1 protein-coding gene is annotated in these 723 nt (G+C 58.9%); it reads left to right on the top strand.

All coding sequences use genetic code 11. The annotated features are described in order from the left end of the window. The coding region (locus AC1DOP_RS27175; RefSeq protein WP_477254401.1) for an IS1595 family transposase at window positions 1–375 on the top strand (375 nt) is incomplete at its 5' end. Between the last annotated feature and the right edge of the window lie 348 nt (window positions 376–723).

Below are 723 nucleotides of genomic sequence, written 5' to 3'. Positions count from 1 at the left end.
GGCCAGACCATCGACGCCGTGACCGGCAAGGGCAGCGTGAGCAAGCGGCAGCTGGTGCAACACCTGGGGCCGCGCCTGGCACCCGACGTGCTGCTGGTGACCGATAGCCATGCGGCCTACCCGGCATTCGCGCGGGAGGTCGGGATTTCGCATGAAGCCATCAACGCGAGCGCCGGCGAAAGAAAGCGTGGTGCGCTGCACATCCAGAACGTGAACGCCTATCACAGCCGGATGCGAACCTGGCTGCTGCCGTTCCGCGGCATCGCCAGCCGTTACCTAAGCCACTACTTCGGCTGGCGCTGGGCGCTGGATGGGCAGCGCATTGCCAGCCCCGGTGCCTTTTTGAGAGCGGCGCTGGGCAGATTCAACACTTAATGCAAACAGCGCCGTTTTTTTGCGCCGTCCCAATCGGAACATCTTCATTCGGCATCTGTCGGGCAGCACCGAACAGGCCCATAAAAGTGTTGGGTCCGGGCCATCACAGGCGATGCCTGCGGCCGCTTCCTCCGATGCCGTGAACGGCTGAGAATAAGAATAAAAACTCCTTTAATTTCAATAACTTGCGTTTTAATTGGTGACACTCGAACGAAGCTGGCACGCATCCTGCTGATAGTCCATCGAGCGCAAATCAAATGCCTCAACCAACCAACCGACATCCAAGGAGATTTACCATGAAAACCCTGATCATCACCGACCTGGCCCACACCGACAAACTGGACCGCG

The organism is Massilia sp. 01N410 (genome assembly GCF_056399665.1).
Note: the sequence above shows the minus strand (reverse complement) of the source record. Positions and strands in the feature narration are given on the sequence as shown.